The 8,923-nt window shown below is 62.9% G+C and carries 8 protein-coding genes and 2 tRNA genes; 8 read left to right on the top strand and 2 right to left on the bottom strand.

All coding sequences use genetic code 11. The annotated features are described in order from the left end of the window. Positions 1-37 precede the first annotated feature (37 nt). The 4 genes from J1777_RS05495 to J1777_RS05510 all read left to right on the top strand — a co-directional run bounded on the left by J1777_RS05495 (position 38) and on the right by J1777_RS05510 (position 2,334). A complete protein-coding gene (locus tag J1777_RS05495; protein ID WP_207574809.1) occupies positions 38-817 on the top strand; it encodes an enoyl-CoA hydratase in 780 nt (259 codons plus the stop codon). Between the two features lie 57 nt (positions 818-874). After that, a tRNA-Met gene (locus J1777_RS05500) sits at positions 875-951 on the top strand. 23 nt (positions 952-974) lie between these two features. After that, positions 975-1,051, top strand: a tRNA-Met gene (locus J1777_RS05505). 41 nt (positions 1,052-1,092) lie between these two features. After that, the gene (locus J1777_RS05510; protein ID WP_207574810.1) at positions 1,093-2,334 is read left to right on the top strand and encodes a BaiN/RdsA family NAD(P)/FAD-dependent oxidoreductase; all 1,242 of its coding nucleotides are present in this window, start codon (positions 1,093-1,095) and stop codon (positions 2,332-2,334) included. A gap of 26 nt (positions 2,335-2,360) precedes the next feature. Here J1777_RS05510 and J1777_RS05515 read toward each other — a convergent pair whose 3' ends face one another. Then, the gene (locus tag J1777_RS05515; RefSeq protein ID WP_242700404.1) at positions 2,361-2,945 is read right to left on the bottom strand and encodes a C40 family peptidase; all 585 of its coding nucleotides are present in this window, start codon (positions 2,943-2,945) and stop codon (positions 2,361-2,363) included. A 128-nt stretch (positions 2,946-3,073) separates the two neighbouring features. Next, on the bottom strand, positions 3,074-4,462 hold the full coding sequence (gene ffh / locus J1777_RS05520) for a signal recognition particle protein (protein ID WP_207574811.1): 1,389 nt from the start codon (positions 4,460-4,462) through the stop codon (positions 3,074-3,076). Between the two features lie 124 nt (positions 4,463-4,586). Between ffh and J1777_RS05525 the strand changes: the two genes are divergently transcribed. From J1777_RS05525 to J1777_RS05540, 4 genes are read left to right on the top strand one after another with little or no spacing between them, the layout of a single operon-like run. Beyond that, a complete protein-coding gene (locus J1777_RS05525; protein WP_207574812.1) occupies positions 4,587-5,393 on the top strand; it encodes a cytochrome C assembly family protein in 807 nt (268 codons plus the stop codon). Then, entirely contained in the window at positions 5,390-5,635 is a 246-nt protein-coding gene (locus J1777_RS05530) for a PP0621 family protein (RefSeq protein WP_207574813.1), read from the top strand. Before J1777_RS05525 ends, J1777_RS05530 begins: the two co-directional genes overlap by 4 nt. Beyond that, complete coding sequence (locus tag J1777_RS05535) at positions 5,632-7,401, top strand: two-component system sensor histidine kinase NtrB (RefSeq protein ID WP_207574814.1); 1,770 nt, start codon at positions 5,632-5,634, stop codon at positions 7,399-7,401. The genes J1777_RS05530 and J1777_RS05535 overlap by 4 nt, the downstream gene beginning before the upstream one ends. 3 nt (positions 7,402-7,404) lie before the next feature. After that, a complete protein-coding gene (locus J1777_RS05540) occupies positions 7,405-8,907 on the top strand; it encodes a sigma-54-dependent transcriptional regulator (RefSeq protein ID WP_207574815.1) in 1,503 nt (500 codons plus the stop codon). Positions 8,908-8,923: the final 16 nt, after the last annotated feature.

Here is an 8,923-nt window from a genome sequence, read left to right on the forward strand (position 1 = left end):
AAAGTTTGCCCATACATCCATTGAAAAGGAGCATCCCTTGGCCTACGAAACCATTGAAGTACGCATTGAAGCCGACAAAGTCGGGGTCATCACCCTGAACCGTCCCAAGCAGCTCAACGCCTTGAACGACCAGTTGATGAACGAACTGGGCGCAGCGCTCAAAGCCTTTGATGCCGACGACAACATCGGCTGCATGATCATCACCGGCAGCGAAAAAGCCTTTGCCGCTGGCGCTGACATCTCGGTCATGGCCAAGTACAGCTTTGCCGATGCTTACAAGGGCGACTTCATCACGCGCAACTGGGAAACCATCCGCAGCATCCGCAAGCCCGTCATTGCTGCCGTCAGCGGCTTTGCCCTGGGCGGCGGCTGTGAGCTGGCCATGATGTGCGACTTCATCATCGCGGCCGACAACGCCAAGTTTGGCCAACCCGAAATCAAGCTGGGCGTTATCCCCGGCGCTGGCGGCACCCAGCGCCTGCCGCGTGCCGTGGGCAAGTCCAAAGCCATGGACATGTGCCTGACCGCCCGCATGATGGATGCCACCGAGGCCGAGCGCAGCGGCCTGGTCAGCCGCGTGGTGCCGCTGGACAAGCTGATGGAAGAAACCCTGGCTGCGGCCATCACCATCAGCGGCTTCTCGCAAATCACCGTCATGGCGGCCAAGGAATCCGTGAACCGCGCCTTTGAAGGCACGCTGGCCGACGGCGTGATGTTCGAGCGCCGCCTGTTCCACAGCCTGTTTGCCACGCAAGACCAAAAGGAAGGCATGGACGCTTTCCTGAACAAACGCCCCGCGCAATTTACCCACCAATAAACCGGGTTATCAAACAACTCAACACAGCCGCAAAAATTGTCTATAATGCGCGGCTTCGGTCGTGTAGCTCAGTTGGTTAGAGCGCAGCATTCATAATGCTGATGTCGAAGGTTCAAGTCCCTCCACGACCACCAAATTATTTGCCTTTATTGCATTCGGTCGTATAGCTCAGTCGGTTAGAGCGCAGCATTCATAATGCTGATGTCGAAGGTTCGAGTCCCTCTACGACCACCATCTCAAGCCAGTGTTTCTTTGCAAACACTGGCTTTTTTCTTATGCCTTATTTTGACGTTGTCATTGTGGGCGCAGGGGCGGCAGGCCTGTTTTGCGCCGCACAAGCGGGCCAACGCGGCTTGCGCGTGCTGCTCATCGACCACGCCGAGCGTGTGGCCGAAAAAATCCGCATCTCCGGCGGTGGGCGCTGCAACTTCACCAACCGCCACCTCGACCCGCGCACCGGCCACCAGCACTACCTGGGGCAGAACCCGCAATTTGCCCGCTCCGCCCTGTCGCGCTTTACGCCGCAGCACTTTATCGACTTGGTAGAAAAAAACGGCATCGCCTTTCACGAAAAACACAAAGGCCAGCTATTTGCCGACCGCAGCGCTCAGGACATCGTACGCATGCTGCTTGATGCCTGCGCACTGGCCGGAGTGCAGCGCTGGCAGCCCTGCACCATCGAAACCATAGAGGCTGAAGCGGCCTGCGCCCCCCGTTCAGGCTTCAGCCGCTACCGCCTGCACACCAGCCAAGGCCTGGTGCAGGCACACAACCTGGTTGTGGCCACTGGCGGCCTGTCCATTCCCAAAATTGGTGCCACCGACTTTGGCTACCGCATTGCCAAGCAATTTGGTCTGCCCATCGTTGCCCAGCGTCCGGGTTTGGTGCCCTTGCGCTTTGCGGGGGAGGATTGGGCACCCTACGCCGATTTGGCCGGTGTTGCCCTGCCGGTGCGCATCAGCACCGGCGAGAAAAAGCCAGCCATCGCCTTCGATGAGGATTTGCTGTTCACCCACCGGGGGCTGTCTGGCCCAGCCATCTTGCAAATCTCCAGCTATTGGCAACCGGGCCAGCCGCTGACCATCGACCTGCTACCGCACCTGGACATTGCTGCGGCCTTGCAAGAAGCCAAAGCCAGCAGCAAAAAACAACTGCCCAACCTGTTGGCCCAATGGCTGCCCACGCGTTTGGCCGAAGCCTGGTGCCAGCACACCCCGGCCTGGCAAGGGCCAGTGAACCAATGCAGCGACAAAGCCCTGGCGCAGTTGGCGCACTCCTTAAGCCACTGGCAAATCACCCCCAGCGGCACCGAAGGCTATGCCAAGGCCGAAGTCACCCTGGGCGGGGTAGACACGCAAGCGCTTGCGCAACAAAGCATGCAGGCCAAGCAGCAGCCCGGCCTGTTCTTTATTGGCGAGGTGGTGGACATCACCGGCTGGCTGGGGGGCTATAACTTCCAGTGGGCCTGGGCCAGCGCCTATGTCTGCGCCCAGGCGCTGCAGGCCGCGTCGGCGTAACGCCTGGCCTGGGCCACAAGGCGCACTCAGGCAAAAATGCTGCGGGCCTCGGTAAAGCGCTTGGCAAAGTAGGGGTTGTCCATGCGCACGCGCTGCACCGTGCCGCCGCTGGACGGGGCATGCACGAACTGCCCATTGCCGACAAAAATCCCCATGTGCGAATAGCGCCCGCCCAGGGTGTTGAAAAACACGAAATCACCCCGCGCCAGCCCCCGACCCCGCACCGGGCTGCTGGCCTGCGCCCACTGCGCCGTGGTGCGCGGCAGCGGCTTGCTGGTAATGCCGCGCACGGCGTACTGAATCAGGCCGCTGCAATCAAAGCCGCCCTCGGGCGTGTTACCGCCATAGGTGTAGGGGGTATTGATGACCAGCAGGGTGCGGGCCAAGAGCGGCTCGCGCTGCGCGGCGGGCAGGCGCAGGCCCTGCGCACCAGCGGGCGGGGGGGCTGCAGGCGCGGTGGGCCGCGCAGGGCCGCGCTTGGGCGGGGCGCTGGAACATCCGGCCAGCAACAGCAAGGCCGCAGCGGTCAAACGGCCCAGGTCACGGCCTGCCTGGCGGCGTGCGGGGGAAGTGAGTGGATCCAGTGGCTGCATGGGGACAATTATGGCCATGGCGGCATTCAAGAAAAATAAAATAGCTGCTTACGCTGATAGATAAACAGATTTAGAAGCTAAACACTATTAAATCGTTTATTCATCAGCGCAAACAGCTATGTTTTACACCGTATTGCCGCCTGCGTTCAAAACGGCAGCTTGGGCATGCCGCCACCCATCAGGCCCTTCATGCCTTTGGCACCGCCGAGTTTTTTGAGCATTTTCATCATTCCGCTGCCCTTCATTTTTTTCATCATGGACTGCATTTGCTCAAACTCCTTGAGCAGGCGATTGACCTCATGCACCGGCACGCCGGCCCCGGCAGCGATGCGTTTTTTGCGCGTGGCTTTGATGATGGCGGGGTTTTTGCGCTCTTTTTGCGTCATCGAGCAGATGATGCCTTCCTTGCGGCGCACTTCTTTTTCGGCCTTGTCCATGTCCATGCTGCCGGCCTTGCTGGCGATTTCGCTGGGCAGTTTGTCCATCAGGCTGGACAGGCCGCCCATCTGCTTCATCTGCTGCAGCTGGGCCAGGAAGTCGTTCAGGTCAAAGCCATCGCCGCTTTTGACTTTTTCGGCCAGCTTTTGCGCGGCTTCCAGGTCCACGTTTTGCGTCACCTGCTCGACCAGGGCCACGATGTCGCCCATGCCCAGCACGCGCTGGGCGTGGCGGTCGGCATCGAACACTTCCAGACCGTCGATTTTTTCGCTGACACCGGCAAACTTGATCGGTGCGCCGGTGATGGCGCGCACCGACAGCGCCGCACCGCCGCGCGAGTCGCCATCCAGCTTGGTCAGCACGATGCCGGTCAGCGGCAGCGCTTCTTTAAAGGCTTTGGCGGTGTTCACCGCGTCCTGGCCCTGCATGGCATCGACGACAAACAGGGTTTCTACCGGTTTGAGCAGGGCGTGCAGGTCTTTGATTTCCTGCATCAGCAACTCGTCAATGGCCAGGCGGCCGGCGGTATCGACCAGCAGCACGTCAAAGTAATGTTTTTTGGCGTAATCGAGCGCGGCGCGGGCGATGTCCTGGGGTTTTTGGTCGGGGGTGCTGGCAAACCATTCGGCCCCGGCCTGGGCGGTGACGGTTTTCAGCTGCTCGATGGCCGCCGGGCGGTACACGTCGCCCGAGACGGTGAGCACTTTCTTTTTGCGCTTTTCGATCAGGTGCTTGGCCAATTTTGCCGTAGTGGTGGTTTTACCCGCGCCTTGCAAACCGGCCATCAGGATGACGGCCGGGGGCTGGGCGGCCAGGTTGATGTCGGCCACGCCTTCGCCCATGGTGGCGGCCAGTTCGGCATTGACGATGCCCACCAGCGCCTGGCCGGGCTTTAAGCTGCCCAACACTTCTTGGCCCAATGCTTTGTCTTTGACGCGGGCAATAAAGTCACGCACCACGGGCAAGGCCACGTCGGCTTCCAGCAGGGCCATGCGCACTTCGCGCAGCATGTCCTGCACGTTGGACTCGGTAATGCGCGCCTGGCCGCGCATTTCCTTGACCAGGCGCGAGAGTTTGTCGGTAAGTGCGGATGCCATAAATCAAAAACCCTGAAAAGAAGCCAGCAAAAGCGGGCAATTCTACCTGCTAGGGGGTCGGCAGCGGCCCCAAGGGCTGCGGCTGCGCTGCGCGGCAGGTAGCGCCAGCGATATGATGGCGACCATGGCGCTGCACCCCCATTTTTCTGCTCCCACCTCTGTTTGGACCCTGGCCCCTGCGGGCATGGCCACGCTCGCTTATTTGCTGGCGGCATTTTCTGCCCAACGCGCGGGCCAGGCCCGCACCAGCTTGTACACCGCTTGGGGCTTGCACTTGCTGTCGCTGGTGGCGGGCGTGTTCAACACACCCGCCCATTTTGGTTTTGCCCCGGCGCTGTCCATTACCGCCTGGCTGATGCTGACCATGTATTTGGTTGAGCAGCAGCTGTACCCCCGCATGCGGGCAGCCAGCCTGTTGGCGCTGATGGGGGCTGTGGCAGTGCTGTTGGCGGTCTTCTTTCCCGGCACCTCACTGGCCAATGGGCCATCGGTCTGGCTGCCATTGCATTTGACCTTGGGGGTGGCCTCGTACGGTTTGTTTGCCGCTGCCGTGGTACACGCAGGGCTGATGACCCGGGCCGAACGGCGCATGCGCCGCGCCAGTGAAGATGGCACCGGCGTGCCCTTGCTGACGCTGGAGCGCATCATGTTCCACTGCGTAAATGCCGGTTTTGTGCTGCTAACAGCCACCTTGCTGGTGGGCTGGCTGTTTGGGGAAGTGCTGTACGGCCACCCCTGGCGCTTTGACCATAAAACCGTGTTCTCCCTGCTGGCCTGGGTGGTGTTTGCCGTGCTGCTGGTGGGCCGTGCCCGCTTTGGCTGGCGCGGCCTGCACGCTACGCGCATGGTGTATGCCGGGGCGGTGATGCTGCTCTTGGGCTATGCCGGTTCGCGCTTTGTGCTGGAAGTGCTGCTGGGGCACGGTGCATGAGTAAATACTTGCTGGTCACGCTGGTGCTGCTGGTGGCCGTTGCGCTGTGGCGGCACAAGCACCGTAAAACCGTTGCGCCCAAACCGCGCCCAGGCGCGGCCCCGCGCAACCACCTGCCGGTGCAAACCATGGTCTGCTGTGCCCACTGCGGGCTGCACCTGCCCCAGGCCGAGGCCAGTGCCGCCCAGGGGCAGTTTTTTTGCAGCCCTGCCCACCAGCAGCGCGGTGCCCGTCAGCCATGATGGCCCAGGCCACCCATCCGCAAAGCACCACCACCTTGCCCCTGGCCATGGCCCGGCGTTTATGGCGGGCCTTTAGCCTGGGGCGGGTGTTTTCTGCCCTGATGCTGCTGGGCATGCTGGTGCCGCAAACCAGCCACTTGGATTCGGTGCTGACCAATTTTTCTTGGTTTCTGGGCGGGCTCTACCTGATCCTGACCTGCGCCGCATGGTTGCTGCTGCGCAACCATCCGCCTGGGCAGCAATGGGGCTTGGCCTGGGTGGCCACGCTGGCGCTGGAGGTGGGCATCATCAGCCTGGTGCAACTGCTGCAGCTGTGGCAACCGGGCGGCACGCTGCACTTTTCGCCCTTGCTGGCCCTGCCCATTTTGGCGGCTGCTTGCCTGGGCAGCCTGCGCATGGCCTTGGCCACCACGGCCAGCGTGACCTTGCTTTTACTCGGCGGCTATACCTTGGCCGCCTTGGATGGCCTGCCCAATGGGTGGGAGCTGACCGTGCAGGTGGCCACGGTATGCGCCGGGTATTTTGCGGTCGCCTTTCTCACCCACCACCTGGCCCAACGCCTGGGCTGGCAAGAGCGCTTGGCCCGCCGCCACCACCGCCTGGCCCGATCGCAAGAAGAGATCAACACCCTGATCATTGACCGGCTGACCGAAGGGGTGCTGGTGGTCGATAGCAGCTTGCAGATTCAGCAAGCCAACCCAGCGGCCTGCCAACTGCTAGGGGGCGATTGCAAGCCGCCCATCGCTCTGAATCACCGCCCCGCTTGGCAGCCGCTGGGCGAATTGGTGTTGCAAGCCTTAAGCACCGGCCAGTCCCAAGATGCGCGCTTGCAGCTGGTGGAGGCCAACCTGCCCCCGGTGGGGCTGTACGTGCGCGTCTGGCCCAGCGACCACAGCACCGACGATGGCCTGCAAGACAGCGAGCACCCCTTTCTGTCCGAAGACAGCCAGTACACCGCACCGGCCACGCAATTTCTGGTTTTTCTGGAAGACTTGCGCCAGCTGGAGGCCCGCCTGCGCACCGAAAAAATGGCCGCCATGGGCCGCATGTCTGCCGCCGTAGCGCATGAAATTCGCAACCCGCTGGCGGCCATCAGCCAAGCCAATGCCTTGTTGGCCGAAGACATTACCGACCCGGCCCAGCAGCGCTTGGTCCACATGGTGGCCGCCAACGCCCAGCGCATTGCCCACACGATTGAAGACGTGCTGGATATTGCCCGGGTGCAGCAGCAAATTCAGCACAGCCCCTCGATTGGCCTGGCGCTGGACGAGGTCGTCAGCACCATCTGGCGCGAATGGCAAGCCCAAGACAGTGCCCAGCGCCAAGGCCGCTGCCACCTGGACTGCCCCGGCAGCGTGGCCTTTGACAGCGAGCACCTGCGCCGCATCATCGTCAATCTGCTGGACAACGCCCAGCGCTACGCCCAGCCCGATGCAAGCGGGCACAAACAACTGTGGCTGGGCACGGGCCGCCAGCGCAATGGCCGGGCCTGGGTGCAGGTCTGGAGCAGCGGGCCAGAAATTGAAGCCAGCATGCAAAACCATTTGTTTGAGCCGTTTTTTTCCTCGCACAGCCGCTCCAGCGGCCTGGGCCTGTTCATTTGCCGCGAGCTGTGCCAGCGCCACGGTGCCAGCCTGCGCTACCACCGCCAAGCTTGCCCTGCTCAGCCTGAAGGCCCGCCCGGCAATGCCTTTACCCTGCGCTTTGCCCACAGCAGCCCCGCCGCTCGGGGGCAGACTGGCGCTTTGTTTACTGCTTCGGATTGACCTATGCCCACTGCCCCTGCCCGCATTTTGGTCGTGGACGATGAGCCCGATCTGCGCACCCTGTACGAACTGACCTTGCTGCGCGATGGCCACCACGTCAGCACCGCCGCCAACCTGGCCCAAGCCAGCGCCTTGCTGGCCAGCCAGCGCTTTGACGTGCTCATCACCGATATGCGCCTGCCCGATGGCCTGGGCATGGCGCTGCTGCACGAGTTGCACCAGCAGCAGCGCCAAGAGCGCAGCATTGTGATTACCGCCTATGGCAGTGCCGAAAACGCCGTTGAGGCACTGCGCTATGGCGCGTTTGATTACCTGACCAAGCCGGTCGATCTCAAGCAATTTCGCCGCGTCGTGGCCTCGGCCACCGAAGGCCTGCCCGCGCCCAACACCCCGGCCGCACCGGCCTTGGCAACCCCAGCCTGCAGCGCCTTCCCCCCTTGCGATAGCAGCACCCATCCCGCCGCCTGTGCCGCACTGGAGCGCTTGGCCGGCCAATCCCCCGCCATGCAATTGCTGCGCCAGCGCATCCAAAAAGTCGCCCCCAGCATGGCCCCCGTGCTCATCACGGGCGAATCAGGCACAGGCAAAGAGCTGGTCGCCCGCGCCCTGCACGCCTGCAGCCACCGCAGCCACGGCCCTTGGGTGGCGGTGAACTGCGGGGCCATCCCCGAGCATTTGCTGGAGGCCGAATTTTTCGGTGCCCGCAAAGGGGCCTTTACCGGGGCCAACGCCGACCGCCAGGGCTTTTTTCAGGCGGCCAACGGCGGCACCTTGTTTTTGGACGAATTGGGCGAGCTGCCCCTGGCCATGCAGGCCAAGCTGCTGCGCGCCATCCAAGAGCGCAGCGTGCGTGCCCTGGGGGCCACCCAAGAAGAAGGCGTGGACGTGCGCATCATCAGCGCCACCCACCGCAACCTGGCCAACGATGTGCAAACGGGGCGCTTTCGCCAAGACCTGTTCTACCGCCTGAATGTCATTGACGTGCAGTTGCCCGCCCTGCGCGAGCGCCGCGAAGACCTGCCCCTGCTGTGCGAGCGCCTGCTGGCCAATATGGCGCAAGAAAACGGCCTGCCCGTGCTGCCACCCAGCCCGGCCCTGCTGCAGCATGTGCAAAGCCTGCCCCTGCCGGGCAATGTGCGCGAGCTGGAAAACCTCTTGCACCGCTACGTCGCCCTGGGCGACGAGGGCCTGGGCCAAACACCCACGGCGCCGCTGGCCGCGTTCACCGCGCCCATGACCTCCCCCGGTGTAGCATCCGCTGTGCCCTCCGCTGTCTCCCCAGGTGTGCCCGCCCACGCGGCTACAGCCCCCACGCCAGAAAATCCCCAGCCCAAAAGGCATGCCTTCGCGGCCTGGCTGGATGCCCAAGAGCGCCAACTGCTCGCCCAGACCCTGCAAACCCAAGGGGGCGATATCACCGCTACCGCCGCCCACCTGGGGTTGGAGCCCACGCAAATTCAGTACCGGTTGCAGCGGCTGCACCTTCCCCATCCAGCGGCCCACTAGCCCATGCCCGCCCCCA

The sequence above is a fragment of the Comamonas denitrificans genome, from assembly GCF_017368815.1.
GTDB lineage: Bacteria > Pseudomonadota > Gammaproteobacteria > Burkholderiales > Burkholderiaceae_C > Comamonas > Comamonas denitrificans.